The 25,637-nt window shown below is 59.6% G+C and carries 17 protein-coding genes and 4 pseudogenes; 7 read left to right on the forward strand and 14 right to left on the reverse strand.

Annotated elements, in window-relative coordinates:
• Positions 1-19: 19 nt before the first annotated feature.
• Positions 20-1,908 (reverse strand): annotated as a pseudogene (gene cysN / locus NLM32_RS07870) (sulfate adenylyltransferase subunit CysN).
• Positions 1,908-2,841: pseudogene (gene cysD / locus NLM32_RS07875) on the reverse strand (sulfate adenylyltransferase subunit CysD). The pseudogenes cysN and cysD overlap by 1 nt, the downstream one beginning before the upstream one ends.
• A 1,548-nt stretch (positions 2,842-4,389) precedes the next feature.
• On the opposite strand from cysD, the pseudogene NLM32_RS07880 reads away from it, so the two are divergent.
• Positions 4,390-6,075 (forward strand): annotated as a pseudogene (locus NLM32_RS07880) (ABC transporter ATP-binding protein); the annotation flags it as partial.
• Here the strand turns inward: NLM32_RS07880 and NLM32_RS07885 are convergent.
• Positions 6,067-7,497 carry an IS701 family transposase gene (locus tag NLM32_RS07885; protein ID WP_254128465.1) on the reverse strand — a complete coding sequence of 477 codons (1,431 nt, stop codon included), beginning with the start codon at positions 7,495-7,497 and terminating at the stop codon, positions 6,067-6,069. The pseudogene NLM32_RS07880 and the gene NLM32_RS07885 sit on opposite strands and share 9 nt — an antisense overlap.
• A gap of 189 nt (positions 7,498-7,686) precedes the next feature.
• On the opposite strand from NLM32_RS07885, the gene NLM32_RS07890 reads away from it, so the two are divergent.
• The 3 genes from NLM32_RS07890 to NLM32_RS07905 all read left to right on the forward strand — a co-directional run bounded on the left by NLM32_RS07890 (position 7,687) and on the right by NLM32_RS07905 (position 12,573).
• Entirely contained in the window at positions 7,687-8,775 is a 1,089-nt protein-coding gene (locus NLM32_RS07890) for an IS5 family transposase (RefSeq protein WP_254128493.1), read from the forward strand.
• Positions 8,776-10,052: 1,277 nt separating this feature from the next.
• Entirely contained in the window at positions 10,053-10,970 is a 918-nt protein-coding gene (locus NLM32_RS07900) for a YopJ family acetyltransferase (RefSeq protein WP_305884093.1), read from the forward strand.
• Between the two features lie 337 nt (positions 10,971-11,307).
• Positions 11,308-12,573: an IS256 family transposase gene (locus NLM32_RS07905; protein WP_254128605.1), complete on the forward strand. Its 1,266-nt coding sequence runs from the start codon at positions 11,308-11,310 to the stop codon at positions 12,571-12,573.
• 859 nt (positions 12,574-13,432) lie between these two features.
• Here the strand turns inward: NLM32_RS07905 and NLM32_RS07910 are convergent.
• The 5 genes and pseudogenes from NLM32_RS07910 to NLM32_RS07925 all read right to left on the reverse strand — a co-directional run bounded on the left by NLM32_RS07910 (position 13,433) and on the right by NLM32_RS07925 (position 16,552).
• On the reverse strand, positions 13,433-14,497 hold the full coding sequence (locus NLM32_RS07910; RefSeq protein ID WP_375143632.1) for an ISL3 family transposase: 1,065 nt from the start codon (positions 14,495-14,497) through the stop codon (positions 13,433-13,435).
• Positions 14,403-14,621: pseudogene (locus tag NLM32_RS46245) on the reverse strand (transposase family protein); the annotation flags it as partial. The pseudogene NLM32_RS46245 and the gene NLM32_RS07910, both read right to left, overlap by 95 nt.
• Positions 14,622-14,967: 346 nt before the next feature.
• Positions 14,968-15,570: a mobile mystery protein B gene (locus NLM32_RS07915; RefSeq protein WP_254128607.1), complete on the reverse strand. Its 603-nt coding sequence runs from the start codon at positions 15,568-15,570 to the stop codon at positions 14,968-14,970.
• On the reverse strand, positions 15,567-16,028 hold the full coding sequence (locus NLM32_RS07920; RefSeq protein WP_254128608.1) for a mobile mystery protein A: 462 nt from the start codon (positions 16,026-16,028) through the stop codon (positions 15,567-15,569). The genes NLM32_RS07915 and NLM32_RS07920 overlap by 4 nt, the downstream gene beginning before the upstream one ends.
• 248 nt (positions 16,029-16,276) lie before the next feature.
• Positions 16,277-16,552 (reverse strand): ATP-binding protein, encoded by a 276-nt coding sequence (locus tag NLM32_RS07925; RefSeq protein ID WP_309144877.1) that lies wholly within the window; start codon positions 16,550-16,552, stop codon positions 16,277-16,279.
• On the opposite strand from NLM32_RS07925, the gene NLM32_RS46040 reads away from it, so the two are divergent.
• Positions 16,514-16,810, forward strand: a complete 297-nt coding sequence (locus NLM32_RS46040; RefSeq protein ID WP_254128609.1) for a DUF2188 domain-containing protein — start codon at positions 16,514-16,516, stop codon at positions 16,808-16,810. The two genes, NLM32_RS07925 and NLM32_RS46040, sit on opposite strands and share 39 nt — an antisense overlap.
• A 203-nt stretch (positions 16,811-17,013) precedes the next feature.
• On the opposite strand, the gene NLM32_RS07935 is transcribed toward NLM32_RS46040, so the two are convergent.
• The 3 genes from NLM32_RS07935 to NLM32_RS07945 form a co-directional block, all read right to left on the reverse strand.
• On the reverse strand, positions 17,014-17,394 hold the full coding sequence (locus NLM32_RS07935) for a hypothetical protein (RefSeq protein ID WP_254128610.1): 381 nt from the start codon (positions 17,392-17,394) through the stop codon (positions 17,014-17,016).
• The gene (locus NLM32_RS07940) at positions 17,378-17,713 is read right to left on the reverse strand and encodes a hypothetical protein (protein WP_254128611.1); all 336 of its coding nucleotides are present in this window, start codon (positions 17,711-17,713) and stop codon (positions 17,378-17,380) included. Before NLM32_RS07940 ends, NLM32_RS07935 begins: the two co-directional genes overlap by 17 nt.
• Positions 17,714-17,979: 266 nt before the next feature.
• Positions 17,980-19,101, reverse strand: a complete 1,122-nt coding sequence (locus NLM32_RS07945; RefSeq protein WP_254135249.1) for an IS630 family transposase — start codon at positions 19,099-19,101, stop codon at positions 17,980-17,982.
• Positions 19,102-19,141: 40 nt separating this feature from the next.
• Here NLM32_RS07945 and NLM32_RS07950 point away from each other — a divergent pair, with 40 nt between their 5' ends.
• Positions 19,142-19,399 (forward strand): LexA family transcriptional regulator, encoded by a 258-nt coding sequence (locus NLM32_RS07950; RefSeq protein WP_254128612.1) that lies wholly within the window; start codon positions 19,142-19,144, stop codon positions 19,397-19,399.
• Positions 19,400-19,490: 91 nt separating this feature from the next.
• On the opposite strand, the gene NLM32_RS07955 is transcribed toward NLM32_RS07950, so the two are convergent.
• The 3 genes from NLM32_RS07955 to NLM32_RS07965 form a co-directional block, all read right to left on the reverse strand.
• Positions 19,491-20,819, reverse strand: a complete 1,329-nt coding sequence (locus NLM32_RS07955) for an IS701 family transposase (protein ID WP_254128613.1) — start codon at positions 20,817-20,819, stop codon at positions 19,491-19,493.
• 387 nt (positions 20,820-21,206) lie between these two features.
• Entirely contained in the window at positions 21,207-22,433 is a 1,227-nt protein-coding gene (locus NLM32_RS07960) for an IS91 family transposase (RefSeq protein ID WP_254128498.1), read from the reverse strand.
• 20 nt (positions 22,434-22,453) lie between these two features.
• Positions 22,454-23,314 (reverse strand): tyrosine-type recombinase/integrase, encoded by an 861-nt coding sequence (locus NLM32_RS07965; RefSeq protein WP_254128499.1) that lies wholly within the window; start codon positions 23,312-23,314, stop codon positions 22,454-22,456.
• 228 nt (positions 23,315-23,542) lie between these two features.
• Between NLM32_RS07965 and NLM32_RS07970 the strand changes: the two genes are divergently transcribed.
• Positions 23,543-24,688, forward strand: coding sequence for an IS630 family transposase (locus NLM32_RS07970; protein WP_254128614.1), 1,146 nt, complete (start codon positions 23,543-23,545; stop codon positions 24,686-24,688).
• Positions 24,689-25,637 lie beyond the last annotated feature (949 nt).

Consider the following 25,637-nt stretch of genomic DNA (forward strand, 5'->3'; position numbering starts at 1 on the left):
CGTTGCAGAGCCAATTCGGCTAGGTCAGAGCGATGATCCCGCGTGCCTGCAGGCAATTTAGCACCGTATAAGCCAACTGCTCTGGTTGCAGGCCTAGCGTCTTCAGATGGACCTCCGGCTCACTTGGGGCTTCGTATGGCGCATCGATGCCGGTAAAGTTCATGATCTTGCCGGAGGTTGCCTTGGAATAGAGGCCCTTTGGATCGCGCCGAATGCATTCATTTATCGGCGTATCCACGAAGACCTCGACGAATTCGTGCTTCCCCACGAGCTTGCGCACCATGTCGCGGTCGGCCTTGTAGGGTGAGATGAAACAGCAGATGACGATCAGGCCGCTTTCGAGCATCAATTTAGCCACCTCGCCGGCACGTCTGATGTTTTCGACGCGATCTGCTTCAGTGAACCCGAGATCGCAATTGAGGCCGTGACGAAGGTTGTCGCCGTCCAGGAGCATCGTGTGATGCGACATTGCGTACAGCTTCTGGTCGACGATATTCGCAATCGTCGACTTGCCGGCGCCTGAAAGCCCAGTGAACCAGATGACGCACGGCTTCTGATGCTTGAGCGCGGAACGCTCCCTCTTGCCGATCGACACTGGCTGCCGGAGCGTGTTGGCCGCCCGCCGGAGCGGAAAATCGATCATTCCCGCCCCAACCGTACGGTTGGTATTGCGGTCGATCACGATGAAGGATCCCGTGCGCCGGTTGACGTGGTACGGATCGAAACTAGCAGGCACGATGGTCGCCACGTTGCAACGGCCGATCTCATTGAGGCCCAACGTGGTCGCGGCGAGACGCTCGCGCTTGTTGACGTCTATCTTGTACTTGATGCGCGTGACGCTGCCGGAGGTAATCGTTTGCGTGCCAATCCGAAATGCATAGGAGCGGCCAGGCGCCATTGGCTCTTCGTCCATCCAGCTCAGATGAGCGGCAAACCGGCAGTCAATCTCGGGGCACTCCGTGGGGCTTGCAAGGACATCGCCGCGGCTGATATCGATCTCATCTTCGAGCGTGATCGTGACCGCATCGCCAGCCTCTGCAGCCGCAAGATCACCATCATAGGTCACAATTCGCTTCACGCGTGAGCTGCGACCGGAGGCCGCCACGAGAATTTCATCGCCAACCGCGATGCCTCCCGAGGCGATCGTGCCGGCATATCCTCGGAAATCTAGGTTGGGTCGGTTCACCCATTGTACGGGAAATCGGAAGGGCAGGTCGGTCGTCTTAGACCGAATATCGATGGTCTCGAGGTAATCCAGCAGGGACTGGCCATGATACCAATCGGTGTTGGCGGATCGGTAGGTGATGTTGTCGCCGTATCTGGCGGAGATCGGCAATGGGACGATCGACTTGAAGCCGAGCGCCGAAGCAAAGGCGACATAGTCGCGCACGATGCCGTCGAAGACTTCTTTCCGGTAGTTCACGAGGTCGATTTTGTTAACGGCCACGAGGACGTGCCGGATGCCCAATAGCGAGCAGATGAACGAGTGGCGTCTGGTCTGCACCAGAACACCCTTGCGTGCGTCGATCAGGATGATGGCGAGCTGCGCGTTGGAGGCGCCGGTCGCCATATTGCGGGTATATTGTTCGTGGCCCGGCGTATCGGCGACCATGAAGGATCGGCGTGGTGTGGAGAAGAACCGATAGGCGACGTCGATGGTAATACCTTGTTCGCGTTCGGCTTCGAGGCCGTCGACCAGGAGAGCAAGGTCGATGTCCTCGCCGTCGTGCCATGCTTGGCGCTGTCGCGCGCGAGCGCCTGCAGCTGGTCCTCATAGATCATCTTGCTGTCATGCAGGAGGCGCCCGATCAGCGTCGATTTGCCGTCGTCGACCGAGCCGCAGGTGATGAACCGCAGTTGATCTTTGCGAACGGCCTGGCCGAGGTGGCACACCGCGTCCGTATCCATCAAAAGTATCCTTCCCGCTTCTTCTTCTCCATCGACGCCGCCTCATCCGTGTCGATCAGACGCCCCTGGCGTTCCGAGACTTTCGCAACCTGCATTTCGGCTACAATGTCCTCGATGGTTGTGGCCTCCGACTCGATCGCGCCGCTCAGGGGACAGCAGCCGAGGGTACGGAAGCGGATCGTGCGCATCTCGGGGGCTTCGTTTGGCTCGAGCGGGAGTCGCTCGTCGTCCATCATGATCAAGGCGCCGTTCCGATGCACCACAGGTCGCCGTTTGGCAAAGTAGAGAGGGACGACGGGGATTCTTTCGAACGTGATGTATTCCCAGATGTCGAGCTCCGTCCAATTCGACATCGCGAACACCCTCATCGTTTCACCTTGCCGGATGCGGGTGTTGAAGAGATTCCAAAGTTCGGGCCGCTGGTTGCGGGGATCCCAAGCATGTCCTGCCGATCGGAACGAAAATATACGCTCCTTAGCACGGCTTTTCTCTTCGTCCCGCCGCGCCCCGCCAAATGCCGCATCGAATCCGTACAGGTCGAGCGCTTGCTTAAGCGCCTCGGTCTTCATGACCTGCGTATGCAGCGTGGAACCAGAGTGGATCGGATTGATGCCGCGCGCGATACCTTCCTTGTTTACATGGACGATCAAATCGCTCCCGATGCGCTTGGCCGTCTCGTCACGAAAGGTGATCATTTCCTGGAATTTCCAGATCGTATCAATGCATCAGCGGGAAGGGCAGCTTCGCCGGATAGAATGCTTTTACCGCAAGGAGCAGCATGACGCTGGAATCCTTGCCCATCGAATAGAGCATCACCGGCTTTTTGAATTCGGCGACAACTTCGCGCATGATTTCGATCGACTCGGCCTCGAGCCGCCGCAAATGCTGTGGCAGCGTGTGTGGTTTGGGTCCGGTCATGTCCTGCGCGTTCATTTTGAACATCCTCGAGAAGTGCCCCTCGCTACGAAGCTGCGTTGCGGTTTTCATTCCGTCTCTGAAGGCTCGACTATGAGATCAGTGATCGGGCTGCCTCTGCGAGAAGGATCGCGTGGCCCGCCGCCGCGTCCAATCCATGGTCGGTCCAAGCGGGCTAGACGTTGGCTTCACCTTCGCCTCGAGCATAGAATTCTGGGAGTGAGCCCGCGGCTGTAGATGGGAAACTGACTGATGGTCAATCCATTCCTTGGTTGCTGTCTCAACATACGCTGGTTTATCGTGTCGCCAAGCCGTTGCGGGGGGCGACCGGCGCAGAGCGATCGGTTCGTCTTGCTAAAAGAAAGGACATGATCATCCATGCGCTTTTCGAACTTGCGGGCGTCCTTGCCACCAATATAGAGCTGGTGCAGAGCCGCCGAAAACCGCGCCTACAAACGGGGTGCCGTGCCCATGATGACATGCTCCTGGTAGCTTTCCCGACCGGAAACCTACCATGCGGCTCAATGGCTGGCGTTTTTCCTACCCGGCAGTAGGTGAGTTGGTGAAATCGATTTTTTGGATGGAACGCATTCACATCGCCAGTCGTGACAATGCGCCCCTGACGGCTTGGACTTGATCTCCTGATCGATTCGATAGCCTGGTGATCGAACACAGTCTCATGGCGGCAGGTCTGGCGGCCGGCGAGCGTTGATTTTCGGTGGATCGGCGCGCCGTTTGCACGGCACACGTGGATGGCAGACGACTTCTATTCAACTAGCAAACCCACCTGATGGTCACTCAACCCGCTATCGGGGCAGTTGGCTCCTGCAAATCAAAGTTTCGATCGCCACGTGGGTGCGTTGGTCTACAGACCACCAAGTTAGTCGATCTCTATCGCGCTGGCGCCCGGTATCTTCTCGCCGGGAAGCAATATCCGGGGAGAGCCAATTCTTATACCTTCCAGTCAGGCTCGCCCAACCGGCTAGCCACGCATTCGGCTAGCCACGCATTGGCCAGATTTCGCCTTGCGCCCAAGTCAACTACCAGCCCTGGGAATTGATTGAGAAGACGGGCACTGGCACTGCATGAGCGTCCCGCGTGTCTTCGGGATCCAACATCAATATCGCCACGCCGCACCTGATGGGTGTGCTGTCTTCTCGCCTGCAGTCATGACATGCGATCTTCTCTTTTCCTGAAACGCCATGATGGACTCTTTTTGTGCCCGCCGGCCGCTCACATGCAGGGAAGGTTAAAGCAAACGGGGCGTCATTGTCGTGCGAGGCCTGTCTTTGCGGCGAGTTTTTCGAAGGAGGTCTTCCTCGAGCAAGATGCTAGCATGAGCGAATTCTTAAAGCGCCTGATACTGAATGAAGGGAGGCCTCATAGGACCGCCAGGCTTCCACGAGAAGCTATGGAGCGGAGTTCGATCGGTTTGGAGAATTGGCATCGAGTGCTTCGCCTAGCCAAGGCATGCCGACGGAGCGCCGGTGTTCGATCGCACCTGTGTAACGCGGAGCTCAGTTCAGATCACGCCGATTTATACCCTAGCAACGGCCGGATTGCGGCATGACCGTTCTAGCTGACAAACGTCCTATCGCGATCCGAGCGGTGCTTCCGTTCGTTTTTCGCCACTGGCTGCACCAGCCCTACCGCGCCGCCGTTGTGCTGGTGGGCTTCCTCGGGTCAACGGTGGCCGACCTGTTCATGCCGGTCTACTCCGGCCATCTAGTCGACGCATTGACGTTAGGCCCTCATAATCAGAGTGCGCGAGAAGCGGCGCTGGCCGCCTTCGGCGGCATCGTTGCACTCGGCCTGGTTTCGATGATCCTGCGCCTCATAGGACTGCACGCAATCGCTCCGTTCACACTTCAGACGATGGCGGACGTGGCCCGCGACACGTTCACGCGTGTCCAGCGGTTCTCAACCGACTGGCACGCCAACTCTTTTGCTGGTTCCAGCGTGCGGAAGATTGCGCGCGGTATGTGGGCCCTCGACCTGCTCAACACGACGATCCTGATGTCTCTGTTGCCGTCCCTGACGATACTGGTCGGTTCGATGATCCTGCTCGGGCTGCATTGGTCTGCGCTGGGCGGCGTGGTCGCGATTGGTGCGGGAATCTATGTTGTCGTGACGCTGACATTCTCGGTCCGCCATATCGCGCCTGCCGCACGGATCTCCAACGCCTGGGACACCAAGATCGGTGGCACGCTGGCCGATGCCCTGACCTGCAATGCGGTAGTAAAATCTTTCGGGGCGGAAGTGCGCGAGGATGCTCGGCTCGCCCGCACCATCAACCGCTGGCGAATACGGCTGCGGCGAACCTGGCTGCGCCACAGCTACGCCGCGATGGCTCAGCACTCGCTGCTATTGTTCCTGCGAGCGGCGGTGATCGGCGGCGCGGTGCTGCTCTGGATGGCGGGGCTCGCCTCGCCAGGCGACGTTACCTATGTGCTGACCAGCTACTACGTTATTCACGCGTATCTGCGCGAGGTCGGCATATACATCAACAACCTCCAGCGTTCGGTCGACGACATGGAGGAGCTGGTCGCGATCCATGATGAGCCGATCGGGATCGCGGACGTGCCGGAGGCAAGTCCTATCGCCATCGACGGCGGTGAGATCGTATTCGACGAAGTCACCTTCCAGTACAGCGGCGACGGTGCGCCGCTCTATGACAGGCTATCGGTTGATATAAGCGCCGGCGAGCGGGTTGGTCTGGTCGGCCGCTCCGGCTCCGGAAAGACGACCTTCGTCAAGCTGGTGCAACGGCTCTATGACGTCACGGGCGGCCGCATTCTGATCGACGGTCAGGACATCGCTTTTGCCACGCAGCAATCGCTCCGCAGCCAGATAGCGGTCGTGCAGCAAGAACCGATCCTGTTCCATCGTTCGCTCGCCGAGAATATCGCTTATGGCCGGCCCGGAGCCGGTATGGGGGCGATCGAGCGGGCGGCGCGGCTTGCCAATGCGCACGAGTTCATCCTTCGGCTTCCCAGGGGGTACGGCACGCTGGTCGGTGAGCGTGGCGTCAAGCTGTCTGGCGGTGAGCGGCAGCGCGTCGCGCTGGCGCGCGCCTTCTTAGCGGATGCGCCGGTGCTGGTCTTGGACGAGGCAACCTCAAGCCTTGACTCGGAATCAGAAGCTCTCATTCAAGAAGCGATGGAGCGGCTGATGAAGGGCCGCACCTCGATTGTGATCGCACATCGGCTGTCGACGGTGCGCAGCCTCGACCGCATCCTAGTCTTACTGCGTCACAAAAGAAGGCGCTGTTTGATCGGGCGAATGCAACAGGGACAGCGTGAGAGGGTGCGGACGATGGCAACGATCAGTCTTCGCCGCATCGTCGCAATCGAGTTCGGGATGTGACGTTCGGGTCGCAGCAGCGGAGCCTCTGGGTCGGTAACCGTTGGAAACCGCAAGTCTCTTGAACGGCCTGGTGGAACGAGATCCCGAGGGGGGAATCGTCTCCCTCTCGGAGACCAGGAATCCGTAGGCTGCGATGCACAGCGTAGCGTGGTGGTGGAAGCCACGCCAACCTCGCCCTTCGAAATGCCCGAGCCCGACCTCTTGTTTGAGATCCTGATAATCGCGCTCGATGCGCCAGCGCAGCTTGGTTAGATCGACTAGCCTTCCAAAAGTGATCGTTTCCGGCAACGTTGAAAGCCAGTATTTGGTCGGCTCGTCCTCACCTTCTGGCCATTCGATCAAAAGCCATTCTTCCGGTCGGCTTTCGGTGAGTTGGTAATCTCGATGCGCGACGCAAACGCGCGCGCGAGCGAAGCGCGACGATAGCCGCTCGGCCGCGCCCTCTCGCCACTTGATCGTGCGCCAGACCCGCTTAGGAAGGCAAAGAGCAAGCTCCTTGACCGAAATCGGTTGATGCTTGTGGTCGCGGCGCAGCAGCTTTGGTGGTCGCCCTTTGCCCGACCATTTTTTCGGCGGTAGCGGCGCCGTGTCGGATGTCCACACCGTGGTGTTTGGCAAGATACCAGCCACATAGGTCAACGCCAACGCGCTGATGCTGGTCCGCAGGTCCGTGTTGCAGCCATATCCGGCATCCATCAGCACCACGCCGCGAGGAAGCCCGGTTCTGCAGGCTGCTTCGATCTGTTCAAGCGCGATCTCTGGCTTGGTCTTAAAGCTGATCTCCTTGGGCACGCCCGCTTTGCGCCGACGTTTCTTATCTGCCGCCCATTCCTGCGGCAGATAGAGACGATACATCGCCGGCAGACTGGCGTGGTGATTGGCAAGCGACAGGGATACCGCGACTTGGCAGTTATCCTGCTTGCCGAGCTGCCCGCAATATTGACGCGCCACACCGACCGAGTGCGCTCCCTTCTTGGGAAAACCGGTGTCATCGATGATCCACGCTTCGATCGGTCCATGGCGCTCTATCGCCGGCAGTACCATCTCACCCACTTTGGCCAAAACACCCTCGTCAGACCAAGGCGATTGGCCGACGAAGTGCAGCAGCGACTGATGCTGCGCCGCCGTCCGATCAGGTGCCGTTACCGCTGCCATAGGCTCAACGCTTTTACGCTCCCCCGGCATGATTAAGCCGATGCAATAATCAAACAACGGCTGGGCCCGGTCCGCATGTCCGATCACACTCACAAGTTTCTCGACAAAAGCCGAAAATCGCGATTCACTGCCGCCTGATGTCCGGAGATCCATATCAGCCCCCGTTGCCGATGCCTGAATCTCAACAGGTAACTGATTCTCACAGGATCTCGCCCGCGATCTTTTGAATCAGACACTTTTTCTGACTCAGTAGTACTAGCAGGCTGCTGAAAAAGTCGCTTCGCGCGACGCGCGGATTGTGATTCCCTGCATTTGCTTGATTCCTTGGGGCTGGGGATTGCGATGCGCGGGGCAGATCAGCGGTCGGAAGGCATATTCAGCTACGTGCGATTGGAGCAGCGTGTTCCGGCGGATCATCCGCTGCGTGCGATCCGCGACCTGGTCGACGCTGCGCTGAAAGAGTTGTCGCGCGATTTTAGCAGGCTTTACTCGCGCGAAGGTCGGCCGTCGATCCCGCCGGAGCGGCTTTTGCGAGCGCTGCTGCTGCAAGCCTTCTATACGGTGCGTTCGGAACGGCAGTTGATGGAGCAGCTCGACTATAATCTGCTGTTTCGCTGGTTCGTCGGTCTTTCGATGGATGACGCGGTGTGGAATCCGACCGTGTTCTGCAAGAACAGGGATCGGCTGCTCGACGGCGACATCGCCGCCAAGTTCTTCGTCGCCGTGCTGAACCTGCCGCAGGTGCGAGGACTGCTGTCCAGCGAGCACTTTTCGGTTGACGGTACGCTGATCGAGGCCTGGGCCAGCATGAAGAGCTTCGTGCCGAAGGACGCTGGCGATCCGCCCGCGGGAAAGGATCGCGGCTCCCGCAATGCCGAGCGCGACTTCCATGGCGAGAAGCGCAAGAACGCCACGCATTCCTCGACGACGGACCCCGACGCCCGCCTGTTCCGCAAGGGTGCTGGCAAGGAGGCCAAGCTCTGCCACATGGGGCATCTGATGACGGAGAATCGCAACGGACTCATCGTCGATGCGCGGTTGACCGAGGCCAACGGCACCGCCGAGCGCGCGACTGCGCTCGACATGATCGAGGACAATGCCCGGCCCGGTAGCACGGTCGGCGGCGACAAGAACTACGACACTGCCGACTTCGTCGCCGGCTGCCGCGAGCGCGGCTGCACGCCGCATGTCTCGCAGAACGACACCAACCGCCGCTCGGCGATCGACGCGCGCACCACCCGCCATCCCGGCTATCGGATCAGCACCATCAAACGCAAGCTGATCGAGGAGCCGTTCGGGTGGATCAAGACGGTTGGCGGCCTGCGCAAGACGCGCCATCGCGGCCGCGGCCTGGTCGAGTGGTTCTTCGTGTTCACCGCCGCAGCCTACAACCTCGTTCGCATCCCAAAGCTGCTGGCCGCGACGGGATGAATCCGTCTGGAGCGTCAAAAATGAGCCACCAACCCCACCTATACAGCGCATGCGGAGCTCATCGAGGCCCATCGCTGGCTTCGTTTTCAAGCCGCATATTACGAAAATCATCATCCAAGGCATCTTTTTCAGCAGCCTGCTAGTGTTTAATGGCGGCGTCATCGCCGAGCAGGGTACGCATGCTGCTTTGACCAAGCGGCCCGGCGGGATCTATCGGCGCCTCTTGGAGAGTCAAGCTACCGAGCTCGGCCGAGTCTCTGCGGCAGGCTAGCGAACAGGGGGGCGCTGGGACATCGGTCGTTGAATCGACGCGCAAATTGAAGGTTCAGCCGACGGGAGAGGCGCAATCACGAAAGGCTCTACACGGCCGAAGCTCAAACAGAATCGGTGACGTTAGGCAGGGATACAGATGGCGAGCGCGACTGGCTAGGACCTCGTCGCAGAGGATTTGACACTTTGAGCTCGGCCTAGCTTGGTGATAGGTTTTGGGTAGGTACGGCCCATTTTGTGCGCGGGCTTTCTCGGTTGTGAACATCTATTTTGTCCAGGGCGCGTTCCGCTATGGCGCAGCCCTCAGGATGAGAGCGTCTCACCTTGATCGTCGCCGCCCACAATGCGTTGATCGAGGGTATTTGCGGACCAGAAACGCTGATCTCATTCTCCGCGATGAGATCCAGCTGGCGCGCTTGGGGCCGTAGCGGAACGAGACCGTCACCCTGCGCCAAAGGCTGTTTACATCCAAGATCACGAACACGCTCGCGGTGCCCTTGTGCCGGTACTCACAGTCGTAAGGCTCGATCTGCCCCGGTTTGGGTCTGATCGGCGGGCGCACTTCGCCGATCAGCAAGCACGAACTCCAATCGAGGGGGGCGCCACTTCTGCAACAACCGCTACTTTCTGCCCCCGTCAGCTTCTCGAAAGCTAACGATCGTAGTTTGATAATGTTGGATCTTTCGGTGCCGATACTGCCTTGAGCAGCATGCAACAGCTCGAACGGATATTCATCCGAGCTACGTCAAGCAGCTCGGAATAGTTTGTCTCTCGCAGGTTAGATGAGGATAGAAATGGGCGGATGCATCTCTCGGTTGAGCGGAAGTCATGACACCTCTCAGCACGATCAATACGTTCAGGAGACCGAGTTTGCCGCTCACGTCCGGTCCTTACGGCCAAGCCAGTCTCGATCCATTCAACGCCAGTCGCCAGGGTCATCTCGCCCCACCGACGACGGGACTACATCGACCGCTGATGAGGCCCCGCGCATTGGCGAGAAGCTCCAATTGCTCTCCCAAACGCTGCAGCGTGCGAGGCAAGCGCACCTTTCATCTGGCCTGATCGAATACGGTCAGCAGGTCGCTTCCTATTTGTCTGCCAACAGACAGCCCGACGACCAACTCCTGTCGTTGGACATTGACAATTTTCATCAATTGGCGGCCAGCTATAATCAGCGCTCCTCGGACCTTAACCTTAGGCACATGGATTCGCCCGCCCAGTTTCTCGCTGCGCTGGCCCACCAGTCCTCAGATTGCGCCTGGCGCGCCGTCGTGCGACTGAAGGACGGTGAAATGCACCACGTTTCCGCCGATGTTCGGATGCGCGCGGGTGCAGCTCCGACCATCATCGTGATGGAGCCTGCCAACCTTTATACGTTCATTACTTTCTATTTGGGACTGCGGCAGCAATCGATACAACAGCTTGGAACGGAGCCGAAGTGGGCCTTTATCGATGTCGGTGCCCAGAAGTCTGCTGCAGACTGCGTAATTTTTAGTATGCAGTTTGCGCTAGCCTCATACAGGCATGCGCAAACCTTCGACCAGTGGCATGACAACCTTTATCGGCATGGAACGATAGCGGACAATAGCGGCGATCGCAGCGCCTACATGCCTTCGCCCGACGCCATGCTGGAGTATGCCCAAATCAACTTGTTCCACGGCGAAAGGTTTCTTCCGGCATTGTTTTACAAGCACTCGCACTCCAGCGGAGCAATTGAAGACGTCGCAGTTCATCAACCCCGCATCAAAGAAATAGACTTGAGCACTAGCAGGCGAGCCCCAAAAACGGAGCCATTGAGCGAACGCCTCGAAGCCTTTGCCGTTAGACGGGACTCCCGCCAATATAGCGCATCTATAGAGACGTCGAGAGCAACGAAAATCCGCACCGCGCTGGACGGGATGATGCTACCCGATAGTCCAACATAGGCCGCGGGGAATTACTCTTGATAGGTCGGCGCTAGAGAACTCGTTCTCGGCCTGGCTTGGGCTCACCGTCTCGCACGACAGGCTCTTACGAGCGCTCAGTTTGACCATTTGCCTGCAGCAGTTCCAACGGGAGCGGCCGGCTTGGAGGATTCGAGCAGGCGTTTGTCACCAGCAGTGCTTCTTCCTTGCCCGTGAGGGCCCGGGCCGAAAGCGAGATGCAGGACTATACTATTTTCGCGGAGCTATGGCCGAAACTGGGTGATGACGGGTTGAGAGAGGCGGCGTATCGAGGCGGGTGTCCAGCCTGCCAGAAACCTCTCAAGGAGAGCGATACGCCATGACCGAGACTACCAACGTTCTTGCTTTTCGTCAGCCCTCCACGGTTGACGATCCACTGACCGATATCCTCCGCGCTGGGGCGCGCGAGCTGCTTGCCAGGGCGATCGAGATCGAGGTCGACACGTTTCTGGCCAGCACGTCCGAGCTGACACTGCCGGACGGTCGGGCCCGGCTGGTCCGGCACGGCTATGGACCGGCGCGACAAATTCAGACCGGCATCGGCCCCGTGGAGGTCGCCCGGCCGAAGGTTCGGGACCGCGGCGCCTGCGGGGCCAATCGGATCCGCTTCAGCTCGGCGATCCTGCCGCTGTGGGCGCGGCGCACCAAGAGCCTGGATGCCCTGCTGCCAGTGCTCTACCTGCGCGGCATCTCGACTGGCGACTTCCAGGACGCGCTGTCGGCGCTGCTCGGCAAGGATGCGCCGAACCTGTCGGCGTCGGTGATTGCACGCCTGACGGCCGACTGGCAGGCCGAGTACGAGCGTTGGCAGCGACGTGACCTGTCGGCGCGGCGCTACGTCTATCTCTGGGCCGATGGCGTTTATTTGCAGGCCCGGATGGAGGATCACAGCGAATGTATCCTGGTGCTGGTCGGCGCGACGCCGGAGGGCCGCAAGGAATTGGTCGGCTTCCAGGTGGGCGCCCGCGAGAGCGCCCAGAGTTGGCGTGAGCTCTTGATCGATGTGAAGCAGCGCGGCCTGCGGATCGCTCCTGAAGTGGCGGTCGGTGACGGCGCTCTGGGGTTCTGGAAGGCTCTCGACGAGGTCTTCCCTGGCACGCGACACCAGCGGTGCTGGTGCCACAAAGTCAGCAACGTGCTCGACAAGGTCGCCAAATCCGTGCAGGGCGCAATGAAGAACGACCTGCGGAACGTCTATCTGGCGCCGAGCCGGGCGAAAGCCGAAACCGCGATCGACACCTTCGTCGAGAAATACCGTGCCAAATACGGGCCTGCGGTCGAGTGCTTGATCAAGGATCGTGAGGCGCTGCTCGCGTTCTTCGACTTCCCTGCCGAGCATTGGGCTCATCTGCGCACCTCGAATCCGATCGAGAGTGTGTTCGCCACGGTGCGGCACCGGACGGTGCGAACGAAAGGATCGCTCTCGCCGAAAACCGCGAAGCTGATGGTGTTCAAGTTGATCGACGCCGCATCGAAGACATGGCGCCGACTGAAAGGAACAAATCAGTTGCCGAAGGTCATCGCCGGTGTAAAGTTTACCGACGGCATCGAGGTCACTCCGACCACTGAAAGCCACGCCGCCTGATCAGGCCGCGTCACCCAGAATCGGCCATAGCTCATTTTCGCGTCAGCCCCCTTGGTTCACCAAATGGTGCTGATGCTGGAACGAACTGGCGCCATCAGAAGGCAGCCGAGGACAGCTCGCAGCATCGAGGCCCTCATTGATCCCAAAAGCCTGCTGGAGCCAATCTGACCGCCCTGGACGCAACCCGTCAAAATCACTGTGACGAGCCACTAACAGCTCCCCAACCTCGGCGATCCGTCGCCAGGCCTAGAAAGGCGCGCCTGAAGGATGATGATGCAGAGATCGACACCCTTGGTCTGAGAGCGATATTGCAGTTCGACTTCATCAAATGATCAGCGGTGAGGCAATGACCAGTCGGCGACACAAAGAAGTGGCCGAACATCCCGCGAGACGGCAACGCCGGATCGGCTGCAAGTCAGCGGCCTCGGCGAATGGCTTCATGCTCGCCTGGCATCCGGCGCTTCGGGGAGTTGCCGCATGCGTCGCTGAAATCCGATAGAGGTACGCATGAGTGGAAATCCGTCTAAATGCGCATTCTGCGCCGAATTTCAGCGCCAATATGCGAACCATTGCATCAATAAACATTGTCAATTGGCTACGGTGCAGCGGCAAACGGACGCGCGCTGATTTCGAGGCATGTAGAAGGCGATGTGCCGCTATGGCTTTCTGATCCCAGAAAGTCGAATCGGCTTGAGCCGGTAGGGCAAGACGTTGACGCGCTTTCTGCTGAACTCGTTCGTCGTATTTTTCCTCCCGCGACGAACACACTGGCCGCCCCGTTTTGGGGCGGCTCTTTTTTTTTCTGGGTCTTCGTGAAGTCGTGTGGGTGGATTTCATGCAAATTCAACCGCGAAAGGCATCAAAGCGCTGGCAGCATGCAGGTAAGGATTTTGAGGCGAAGGTACTCTTCGTCGCGTATCCCATAGGCCCGTCGTTGGATAACTCGGATCTTGTTGTTGAGCCCCTCGACGAAGCCCAGCGAGACATTGTTCTCCTGCTTGCGATATGCGGCGATGCCATCCCAATGACGATCGATCATGTCGGCGAACTTCTCGTAGGGTTTCAACCTCTGCCATTTGAGCGAGGCGCGCCATTGCTCGAAGAAGCGCCGTGCCCAGCCCTCGTGCTCATAGCTCCAGAGCTGACCAAAGGATTCCTTGAGCAGGTAGGCGGTATGGAGTCGTTTGTTGGCCCGCAGCAATGTCTGCAAAGCTTGTCGGCCCTGCAACGTCAGATTCTCCTTGCGCGACAGCAGCGTATATTTCTGTCCCTTGATGAAGCGACGGTTCTTTCCCGACAGCCGCGCATACTCGCTCTTGCGAACCTGATCGAGGGCTTCGCCGAGGTGGCGAATGATATGGAACTTGTCGAACAGGATCGCGGCCTGCGGGGCATGCGCGGTCGCGGCGTTGCGAAACGGCTTCCACATGTCCATCACGGCGAGCCGGATACGACCGCTCTTGTTCGGGCCAAGCCATTGATAAAACTGGGTCATACTGGCTTCCGAGCGATCGTTGCCGCCAAACCAGATCGGGCGTTCGCGAATGAGGTCGCTGACCACGATCCGATAGGTGTGGCCCTTGCGGACCGAGATCTCGTCGATGCCGATCACCATCGGTGCCGGCGTTCCAGCCTTGGCGAGCTGAGCGCGCATGGACTGCTTGTCGAGCTCCTTGACCGTGTGCCAATCCAGCTTGAGCTCCTTTGCAATATCCTGGATCGGAGAGCTGCGGCAGCGCCGGCCGACATAGAACGCAAACCGCTTGGTGTAGAGCGGATTGTCCGCCAGGAATTCCAATCGCTCGCGCTTCCTTGTCGCAATGCCGGCACCTGATGCGCCGCACCTCGAACTCCAGAAATATGCGCAAGCCGGCGGTCGGAAGATCCCGAACGCGGCGAAGCTTGCGATCGTACCATCCGGAATGCTCTCGCCCGCATGTGCCGCAGCTGGTTTTTTTGAGCGCCGAACCAGCGTGACAATCCGCGCATGCGGATCGCCAAACACACCACGGATCTGTTCGATTGGTCGAAAGCCGGCAAACCGATATGCATCACGCAACCGCCGCCGCTTCGTTGCAGTAACCAAAATTCTTCCCCCGACGCTGCCAATACCTCGCCTGCGGAATCATCTCCGATTCGCGAACGAAATCCGAGCACCGGTCAAAATCCAAAAAGCCGCTATCCACGGGCCTTTCGCGGTTGAATTTGCATGAAATCCACCCACACGACTTCACGAAGACCCTTTATTTTCGCTACCTTGAGTTTTCGCTTTATTCCTGCTTTTGGAGCATTGGACGTTAGCCAACGCAGCAGCTCGGGTGATATCCCCGTGACGCAGGCAGCCTCGTGTTCACTTAGCTTTTTCTAGTTGGCCGTCACTGTCTCATGTCGTAGTCAATGGCCACCACGTGGACTGCAAAAGTCTATCAGTAGAGTAATGTTGCCTGCGTCGGCAGCTTTGAGCGCCACAATGTAGGTGGTGCGGCGATCATTCATCTTTTGAAGATCGTAGCCGCCCGCCCAGTCGATAGGCTTCGCTCCGTAGACGCGCTCAAGCATCGTATCCGCCATGATCCGGGAATGCCGTCCGTTTCCGTTTGGAAATGGATGAATCTGAACAAGCCGGTGATGAAACCGGGCCGCTGCCTCTAACTCAGGATAAGTCTCATTCTTTGACCAGTACTGCGCGTCATCCATCAGCGTCCGCAGCTGAACTGGGATGTGAATGGGATCGACGCCGATATTCTTGCCTGTCTTTCGGAACGTACCTGCCCAATCCCACACGTCACCGAACAGGCGCTTGTGAAGGGCAACTGCAAAATCGTCCGTCAGAACATCGCCGCGATGGCGACCAAGCCATTGCAGGGCAGACTCAATATTCGCCTGCTCAAGCTCGTCCAGCTCTTCGCGGGTCGTAATGTGCTTGAACCTCACCCCCCCGAGTTCATTGGGATCTAAGGGTGTCGCGCCCTCCGGATATTCTGTCAGTCCGGTCATTTGTCGCTCCAGAAATCAGACGGCATCTCCCGCACAAGATTGGCTGCGATGCGCTCCACTTCCGCAGCCATCTTGTCTTTTGAGAGCGCTTGGTCTTCGAGCGCCATATGTGTGCTTGCCCGACGAACCAACGCCTGCGCCTTTTTTAGCGCTTGAGCAGCTATTGCATCTTGGATGGTTCCGACGGGAAGGACGGCGTAGACAAATCGGCATCCCATTGCTTCGGCTGCAGCCTGCATCGACTTCAGGGTGGCTGCCCCCGAAAGCTCGGCTTGCTCAATTTGGGGAATGCGGGCGCGTGTGACGCCCAACTTCTTCGCTAGCTGGGAGCCGGACATGCCGAGGGCGTTTCGAACCGTGCGAAGCCAGCCCTCCGGGGGTGTCCGTAGGACCGTGTGGCTTGCCGCGCTGTCGACAAGCCGTTGATATTGCTTTTGAACTACGTCTTTGACACCCATTTGTATACTCATAGCTTTGCAAACGGATCATTTCTGTATATCTATAGATATACGAGAATAAGGTATTTGTAAATTTATAGATTTACATGTCAAGTTAAATGTAAAGATTAAACTATACATTCGTCAGAAGCGGTCGTCCCGTCCTATGCGGCAGCCCAGCTTCTGATCGGCCGGTTTGAGTTTCCTCTAGGATCCCTGTGTTCAAGTGCGTCTATCAGGTTGTGGCTGCACCGCAATGAGGTCGCGTCCTAAGTCGGGAGTTCAAAAAGAGCTCTCAGCCCACCGCCACTCCGATTCTTGAGCGTGACATCCCCGCCATGTTCGCGAGCGACCGTTCGGGCAATGCTTAGACCCAAGCCGACCCCCGCCTTTGTCGGATCGCGCGCGGGCTCGCGCCGATAGAACGGTGCGAAAACCTTCTCCTGCTCTCCTTCCGGAATGCCGGGCCCGTCGTCATCGACGACAATGACTAAGCGATCGGCCTCGTGAACGATCTTGACGCGCGCTCCAACTTCGTACCGAATCGCCTCCTACGTTTTGAGGCGATCAACTGCAAGAGGTTTTTCCCGATGAGCAATAACAAGGACAAGATGTACGTTGAGCGCCGCGATCAGGGTGATTACGCGGTTCGCCGCGGTGGCTCCGAGCGCGCCAGCGATGTGTTGCCGACCCAGCGCGAGGCCATCGAGCGTGCCCGTGAACTAAATCCCGGTCACAGCCCCGTCGTTGAACGGGTCAAGCACACCAATGTTGGTAAGCCGGATCAGTGGCGTAAGGCCTAAGTTTCTCAACAAGATGGGCGTGACCGAGATGGTCGGGCTTTAGGCGTTGCCCGGAGCCGCGCGGATCTCCGTTGGAGATATGCTTCGTCTCCGCCCATGCGGGTAACAATCCCTCACGCTGGAGGCCTCCGGCCTACTACGCGCGCATAGATCGCGATATTGCGTCCCGGAAGCTCGCTTACGAGCGAGCTCGCTTTAAGGCCTCAGCCGTCGTACAGGCCAAAATTGAGATCGTGAATAAATTCGCGAGGATCGGCATTAGTCGCCTCGCAAAATAGCAATATCTCTATCCAAGGATTGTCGCCGTCCTTACGGCTCCAAAGTGAAACGTTCCATGTCCGGTACCCGGTCCCTTCGTCGATGCTTCCGAGGCCGTGGTGATCCAATATGCCCATCCTGCGCTTCAGTGCCTCGGCGCCAATATTGAAGGCTCCTTGCACGTCGTCAGTGGGCAGAACGTCGACTCCGCGTCGTTTCATACGTTCGGCTAAGCTTAGTGCAAATTCTCGCTCCGAAAGCGGGACTTCTCGAAGCTTATCGATGAACGCGTGAATTCCCTTGATTTGCTTAGGGTCCTTGTACATCGAATCCCACTGCAACGCAGCAGCCAAAGCCTTTAGATGCTTCGGATACGCTCGGCTGAGCGATCTGTGTTGAATCAACGAACTGGTCAATGAGCTGACGTTCGGCCTTCTTGAACCGATTTTCGTGGTCTCTCTTATGTTGTCTAAGAAGGTCGGGTGGCCAGCCCGGCTCGTTCTTTTTGTCGTCGATGATATCATGATGCTTGCTGCAGATGATGAATAGGTTGGCTTCCGCTCGTCGATCCTCGTCGGTCATCGTGGTTTCGTAACGAGCGCCGCCCGGCTCTGCGGCGCAGATATGCGCGATCTTTCCGAGCATCGGAAGGATCAACAAGCAGTTCTGTACAGTTCGGCATCGCGCACTGGTTGCCGGTGTACGCAAAAAGCTTCTTAATCGTACTGGGGGGGGGGGGGTGGTAGCCGAGCCATTTGGAGATCATCAAAAAAAGAACCCCATTGGGGCTGTCGCAATACACGTACTATTTCAAACCATCGCTTTGCGTGCAATCGCCGGAAGAAGAAACCACAGAAAATAGATCGCGTCCCGTGCTAGCGCGATCGATCTCTAGTACCTCAGCACAGTGATTATGACTCTTTGGAAGGGTTTGGGTAGGCGCGACCCATTTTGGCGCGGGCCTTTTCGGTTGTGAACATCCATTTGATGCGGGAGCGTGCGGCATTTCTCTGCCGTTCCCAGGCGGAGATTTCGCGCCGCAGTCGCTTGGGGTCGTCGATCCTGCGGTCGAGGCACTGTCCCCGCAGGACGCCGATCTCGATCTCGACCATGTTGAGCCAGCTTGCGTGCTTTGGAGTGTAGTGGAACTCGATCCGCCGCAGGATGCGCCGTGCTTCGGCGGGCGGGAACGCCTGATACAGGGCGCCGGCGGAGTGGGTCGATAAATTGTCTTGGACGAGGCGGATGATCTCGGCATCGGGATAATGGATGTCGACGAGATCGCGCATGCATTGGGCATAGTCTTTTGCGGCTCGCCGTTCGGTGACTTTGACCTTGCGCCAGGGGCGATGCACGTCGAGGAGGACGAAGAGATTGACCGTCCCATTGCGACGATACTCGTAATCGTAACGCTCGAGCTGGCCCGGCTTGGCCGGGATGGGCTGACGGACCTCGCCGATGAGCTGCACCGGGCTTTCATCGAAGCACACCACCGGTCGCTTGGAATCGGGTGCCTCGGCGTAGAGATCGAGCACGTCTTCCATGCGGGCGACGTATTCGCCATCGACCTGCGGAATGCACCACATGTCCTTGCGCCAGGGCTTGAGGTCGTTCTCCGCCAGACGTCGCCGGACCGTCTCGCGCGACAGGCTTTTGTGTTCAGTGAGCTTGACGAGCGCACCCGCCAACAGATCGAGCGTCCAGCGGGCACGGCCCTTTGGAGGGGCCGCACAGGCGGTCGCCACCAGCAAGGCTTCTTCCTTGCCGGTGAGTTTGCGCTCCGCCCCGGGACGCGGCTCCTCGCTCAGCGCCCGTTCCAGATTGCCTTCCACGAAGCGGCGTTTGGTCCGGTACACGGTCGAGCCGCTCACGCCGACGCTCCTGGCGATCTCCTCGTCGCCGGCCCCGGCATTGGCAGCCAGCAAAATCTGCGCCCGCTTGAGCTTGCGGGACGCATGCTTGCCGCCGCTGAGCAGCGCCTTGAGTTCGCCGCGCTCGACTTGGCTGAGTTCGACCCGATAGCGTACATTCATGCCTGCCTCCCTGAGAGGCACGCACGAACAACTGAATCGGATGGCCGGCGTGAGTCCTTCGGCAAAAACCTTCACGCCCAAGCAGGGGCAATACCTCGCCTTCATCCACCTCTATACGAGGCTTCACCGAAGGCCTCCGGCAGAAGCCGACATGCAGGAATATTTCCGCGTCAGCCCGCCTTCGATTCACCAAATGGTGCTGGCGCTCGAACGAGCGGGCCTCATCACAAGGCAGCCAAGGATGCCTCGCAGCATCGAGGTCCTCGTTGATCCCAAGTGTCTGCCGGAGCTAACCTGACTGCCGCACGACGCAACCCGTCAAAATCACTGTGCTGAGGTACTAGCACTACTCTGGCAGTTTAGTTTTGCTTGGATCGACGAGGAGTTTCTCACAGTGCGGGCATCGCCGGGGTGGAGGCTGCGCGAAGAGGTCGAGGATGGCTTGCCTGACGGCCGGCATGCTCGGCTGTGGCGGCGGTCCGGCGATTCTTTTTTTTTCGTCCCGCTGCTTTGAGGCGGCGGGATTGGAGGAAGGCGTAGGCGATCATGGTCATCAAGGCGTGTCGGTGTAACCCCGTCCAGGATCTCCCTTCGAAGTGGTCGAGGCCAAGCTCCTCCTTGAGCTGCTGATGGGCCTGCTCACAGACCCATCTGGCTTTGATCGTGGCGACGAGCATCTTGAGGCTCGCATCGGCCGGTAGGTTCGACACATAGTATTTTTGCTCGCCAGTCGACCGGCGTTCGCCGACGAGCCAGACCTCGTCGCCCGGCATGCACTGCACCCGATTATCGAGCATGCGGTGCTTATGGCCATCCGCAACGCGGACACGGCGGGCCGCGAAGAGACATGTCAGTCGACCTTTGGTGCCCCGCCGCCAACTGACCCTTCGCCATTTTCCTTTGGCCAACATCGCTTCAGCAGCGACAGGGGGCTGATCTGGAATGTGGTATTTGCGGCGCTTTCCGGCCTTCGCGACAGGGAAGATCAAGGCAACGTCGGTGGGATAAACGTTCTGGCGTCGCGACAGACCCACCGCCCACAACAGACCGCGCTCGCTCAAAGCCTGACGGAAAGTCCCGCTGGAGCCGTACCCTGAATCGGCAAGCACACAGCCAAAACGTGCACCGGAGGCGATGACGCGGTCGATCTCCGCGATCGCGATTTCCGGCTTTGTCAGTGCAGTCTGTCTATCCTTCGGCACACCGGCCCGCGCCATGCGCTCACGATCATCTGTCCAACTCTCGGGTAGGAATAGCCGCAGGCCCACCATCACGGGTACCTCGCGCGACGCCAACGTTACCGAGACCAGCGACTGGCAGTTGGCCGTCTTTCCGAGCGACGAGGCATATTGGGGTGCCACGCCAACCGAGTGAGATCCCTTCTTGGGCAACGCCGTGTCATCGATGACAAGAAACCCCGCCTCATCACCAACCAGGCCATCTGCCTTCTTCAGCAAAACGGCTTCAAGCGAGGCACTGTCCCAAACTCCGGCGGTGACGAAATGATGCAGCTGATCGTAGCCGACTTCGCGAGCGCGCGTCGCCATCGGCTGAATGCTCTTGCGGTCTCCTGGACCAATCAGCCCGGCGATATAGGCTGGACACATCCGCGCTCTAGTCTTGTGCCGTAGCGCCGCGACAAACGGCGCAAGCCAGCGATCGAGATCAGCCTGCCAGTTTACGTCCATTGATCGGCCCTCCATGAGCCGACCTCCCATGAGTCACAGAAAAACTGATTTGGGAATCTGGAGGGTTCTGTGAGGTCGCGCTCACGCGAGGGCGCGGCAAGCGCTTATAACGCGACCTCATTGAAGCCGGATTGAACGAAGGCGCGGGAGATCATGCACGGTGGTGCGGCTATGGGGATAGTTTGAGATCGCGGGTTGCTATCGGCAGACTGCGGAGCTGACGCGGCGACGTTTTGGTTGCGCAATGGCGGCAACTTGAGACAGAGAGCATTTTACAGGCGGTCGTGGTCGAGGGCCCGCTGCGTCGAATAATCTTCATCGCGCTGTTTGGCCGCACGGATTCGGCAGCGTCTGCGATGATCGAGACGATGGGATCATAATGACGAATGATGATCGTCGTGCACGGCATGAATTGGCTCACGATGTGTCGCACCGGAACGATTGGGTTGGAGCGCCGGAACGATTGAAGCTGTGTCGAAAGCGCTCGATGATGCGCATGACGCCACCACAATCAGGACAGGCGGGAACCTTGGCCCACGTCGGAGCGTCCGAATCCACAGGCGACGGCTCGCCATCGTTTGGCGCTGTCCGCTCAGACTCGAGAAGTTTGCGGCAGAGGGCAAGTTTGATAGCGCGATGGCCGTTGGCCATGAAGCCGAAGTGGCGGATGCGATGGAAGCCATCGGGCAGCGTGTGAAGAAGGAAGCGGCGGATGAACTCGTCGGGCTTGAGCTTCATGATCTTTGTCGCGCCGTTCTGGCGGTAGTCCTTCCAGGTGAAGGCGACGTGATCCTCGTCGAGGGCGACGAGCCGGCTGTTGGCGATTGCAACGCGATGGGTATAGCGGCCGAGATAGGCCAGCACCTGCGCGGGGCCGCCGAACGGCCGTTTGGCGTAGACGACCCAGCTGATGCGCCGCATGGCGACGAGGTGAGCTGCGAAGGCGGCAGGCTCGGCCAGGGATGCGAGATCGCTGAAGAAGTTCAGGGTGCCAGCGTCGAAGGCGGCGGTCAGACGTTCGAGGAACAGGCGTCTGAACAGCCGGGCGAGCGGTTTGATGGCCAGGAAGAAGTTTGGTCGGCTGGCGATCCAGCGCGCGCCATCGGGCGAGAGGCCGCCGCCCGGCACGACGCAGTGGACGTGGGGATGGTGCGTCAGCGCCTGCCCCCAGGTGTGGAGGACGGCGACGACGCCGATCTCGGCACCGAGCCGGCGTGGATTGGCGGCGAGCGTCGACATCGCCTCGGCGGCGGCTTTGAACAGGATCGCATAAACGATGGCCTTGTTCTGAAAGGCGATCGCGGCGATCGGAGCCGGCAGTGTGAAGACGACGTGGAAATAGGGAACCGGCAGCAGGTCGGCTTCTCGCGCGGCGAGCCACGCGGCTCGGGCCGGCCCCTGACACTTCGGACAGTGCCGGTTGCGGCAAGAATTATAGGCGACGCGTGTCGTGCCGCAGTCGTCGCAAGCCTCCATGTGGCCGCCGAGCGCCTCGGTCCGGCACGCCACGATCGCGCTCATCACGCGCCGCTCGACCCGACCGAGATGACCGGCATGTACACGGCGATAGGTGTCGCCATGCTGGCGCAGAATATCGGCAATCTCGATGGCGGGCCTGTTGCAGCGGCTGTCGGGGCGGATCATCACCCGCATCCCGCCGCGGATCATCTAGGTGGCGTCACCTCCAGCGACAGGCGATCGAGCGGGCTCTGCGTTGCCCGGATCGTATCGGTGGCGACCTGCGTGTAGCGCGCTGTCGACGACAAATTATTGTGCCCGAGCAAGACCTGGATGATCCGGATATCGGTTCCGTTCTCGAGAAGATGCGTCGCGAAGCTGTGGCGCAGCGTGTGGAGCGTGACGCGCTTGGTCAGGCCCGCAGCCTTCACCGCCGACCGACAGGCGGCGTGCAACACGGTCTGATCGATCGGATGATCTTGGTCACGACCCGGGAACAGATAAAGCCGCGGCCGGGCAAGCCGCCAGTAGGTGCGCAGGATGCCCAGCAGCTGGGGCGACAGCATCACGTTGCGATCCTTCGCGCCCTTGCCGTGGCGCACCTGGATGACGCCGCGGGCGCTGTCGATGTCTTCGATCCGCAGTCCCGCGACTTCGGAGGCCCTGAGTCCGGCCGCATAGGCCGTGGTGAGCGCGGCGCGGCTCTTCAGGCTGGACACGGCCTCGAGGAACTGAACCACTTCGTCGGCGCTGAGCACGACCGGCAGCTTGCGCGGTTCTCGCGCATAGGGAATGCGCTCCGGGATGAGCGCCTCGCCAAGTGTGACGCCGTAGAAAAACCGTAGCGCACAGACGATCTGGTTCAGCGCCGGCCATGAGATGCCGGTCGAGACCAGATGCACCTGGAAGGCGCGGACATCTTCCAGCTCCAACCGATCCGGAGATTTGCCGAAATAGCGGCTGAACTTCGAAACCGCGCTGATGTAGGATCGTTGCGTCGCCGGCGACAGATTGCGGACGGTCATGTCTTCGATCATGCGGCGGCGAAGAGGGCTCAAATCGGCCATCTCAATACTCCTGTCTGAGGGGGTGGGCTCCAACACCCACATCCTCTCAGCCAGGGGGCGATCTACGCCACCTTGCCCCTCGCGCCGCGGCAGCGGCTTCGTTCAATCCCGCGCCGCTAAAAATCTGCCAAGGTAGTGCTAGACGACCGATTCCATGAAACCGGCACGGAACTGGAAGTGTGTTCGTGGATTCCTCGTTTTGAGATTGTCCGAACGAGGGTTGGTATCATGGCGACATGGCGGCAAGCAGTCGAGTTGGCGATGACTGAGAAGGAAATTGAAACGTTGACGGCTCTTTCGCGGTCTCGAACCGAGCCGGCGAGCCGGGTGTCACGGGCAGCAATGCTGCTGGCCTATCGCGAGAACCCGTCGTTCTTTGCCGTGGGACGAAGACTTGGTGTGCATCATCAGACGGTTCAGCGCTGCGTCGAGCGGGCGGTAGCCTATGGTGCGGTGGCGGCACTCGACGACCGACCGCGACCGGGCAAGGAGCCGGTGATCACGCCGGAGGCCAAGGCCTGGCTGGTGTCTTTGGCGTGCGACAAGGCCAAGGAGCACGGCTACCCGCACGAGCTGTGGACGACGCGGCTGCTGGCACGCCATGCGCGTGAGCATGGCCCGTCGGCGGGGCACCAATGCGTTGCCAACCTGGTCCAGGGCACGGTGTGCAAGATTCTCGGCCAAGAGGAAATCAAGCCGCACAAGGTGCGCTACTATCTGGAGCGTCGCGATGCCGAGTTCGAGCAGAAAATGGCGGAGGTCTTGTGTGTCTATCGCGAGGTCCAGATCCTGAAGAAGAGCGCAGCCAGGTCGAAGAAATCGGGCAAGCGGGTGGCGATCGTCTCCTACGACGAGAAGCCCGGAATCCAGGCGATCGCGACGACGGCGCCGGATTTGCCCCCTGTGCCAGGCGTCTATCCGGCCTTTGCGCGCGATTTTGAGTATCGACGTCATGGCACGCTCAGCTTGTTGGCTGGAATCGATCTGCTGACCGGCAAGGTCCACGCTCTCGTCAAAGACCGCCACCGCAGCCGCGAGTTCATCGAATTCCTCAAACTTATCGATGCTGCCTATCCGGCCGGTACCGCGATCAAGTTGATTCTCGACAATCACTCCGCACACATCTCGAAAGAAACCAGAGCCTGGCTCGATACACAACCGGCAGGCCGCTTCGAGTTTACGTTCACGCCCAAGCACGGCTCCTGGCTCAACCTCATCGAGGGCTTCTTCTCCAAATTCGCCCGCTCCGTCCTGCGCCACATCCGGGTGACCTCAAAACACGAACTCAAGGAGCGTATCATGGCCGGCATCGACGACGTCAATCGGTATCCAGTCATCCACACCTGGTCCTACAAGCTCGCCGAGGCCGCTTGATATGATTCGAACCACGAAAACGCTGACCTAGGTCATGTCGATGAATGGGCCCGATGAGCCCCACGCCAGCCAGGTTATCGGTGAGCATGGGGCGTGGCCTTCGGTCGGGCTTTAGGCGTTGCCCGGAGCCGCGCGGATCTCCATTGGAGATGTGCTTCGTCTCCGCCCATGTGGGTAACAATCCCTCACGCTCGACAATGTACCGCTCGCCGGAGGCACTCGGTCACGCATTTGCCTGCGGGCATCGCTATCACTAATGCGCGCGCCGGGTGCCTTCTTTACCGGTCTCGCGGTTGCACTCGGTCCAGCATCCGCCTGCGGCTATCGCTATCACTGATGCTGTCCGGGTGCATATTCCGGCTCCGCGTTGCTTCGCTGTTTGATAGGCGAGAGCCACACCGGTCCCGACCGCATCAAGGCCAAGCCCTGCGGGCGCTACGCGGCCTTGACCCGGCCGTGCCGGTGAGGCGAGGGGCTTTCCATCGGCTTTAAGCCGGATTCCGGCATGAGCCGGTCAAGGTGAACTAAGCACTCGCGTGACGCTGCAAATAGCGCTCCCGAGTGCGGGCGAAGCCCCAGGGCGCTTTTGCGACCACACCGACCGCATCGGCGCGATGAACAATCCTCACGGGGCCCCTACTTATTTGGCGCGAGTATATCTAAGTAAGAAGCTACAAATTGCTGGAGGGTTGAATGCCGCACAAGCTGAAGGGGCGCGACGGGGTATCGGTCACTATTCCAGACGGCGGCCATGGGCTCCAAGGTCGCGACGGTCACATGGTGGCGATCCCAAAGGGAGGTCATGGCTTGGAGGGGCGCGATGGCCGGATGGCCGCTATCCCCGCCGGAGGACACGGTTTGCAGGGTCGAGACGGCCGGATGGTGGCAATTCCGAGAGGTGGCCATGGCTTGGAGGGCCGAGATGGGAGGATGGCCGCCATACCAGCGG

Origin of the sequence: Bradyrhizobium sp. CCGUVB14 (genome assembly GCF_024199935.1) — a bacterium.
In the GTDB taxonomy this organism is placed as follows: domain Bacteria; phylum Pseudomonadota; class Alphaproteobacteria; order Rhizobiales; family Xanthobacteraceae; genus Bradyrhizobium.